This is a genomic window from Cryobacterium sp. 10I1, from assembly GCF_035019805.1.
Lineage (GTDB): Bacteria > Actinomycetota > Actinomycetes > Actinomycetales > Microbacteriaceae > Cryobacterium > Cryobacterium glucosi.
On the sequence record NZ_JASJVF010000641.1, the window covers coordinates 1 to 282 of the forward strand.

The following is a 282-nucleotide window of genomic DNA, read 5'->3' on the forward strand; positions in this document are numbered from 1 at the left end:
TCTTCGCGGTGGAGATCCCGTGCCTCTGCCTTGCGGTCCTGGGTGTCCGAGCGGGCCGAGCGGCGCATGGCGTCGCGATTCGCCTGGCGTACGGCTTCGGGGCCTGCCCCGGTCGGGATCGACAGGAGCAGGGCTGAGCCGACCGTGATCGCGGCAAGAAGCAGGGCGGCGAGAGAGAAGACTCCCCCGGCGTGGGCCGGGACCTCGCTCGCCGTGACACCGGCGGCGGAGGCGGACCCGTCATGGCGCCAGAGCCGCCCGTACGCGGTGTCCCCGACGGGC

1 protein-coding gene is annotated in these 282 nt (G+C 73.8%); it reads right to left on the minus strand.

What is annotated here, in order from left to right; all coding sequences use genetic code 11:
* Positions 1-282, minus strand: a 282-nt coding sequence (locus QN345_RS20130; protein WP_323509253.1) for a hypothetical protein, incomplete at both ends; no start/stop codon positions are given.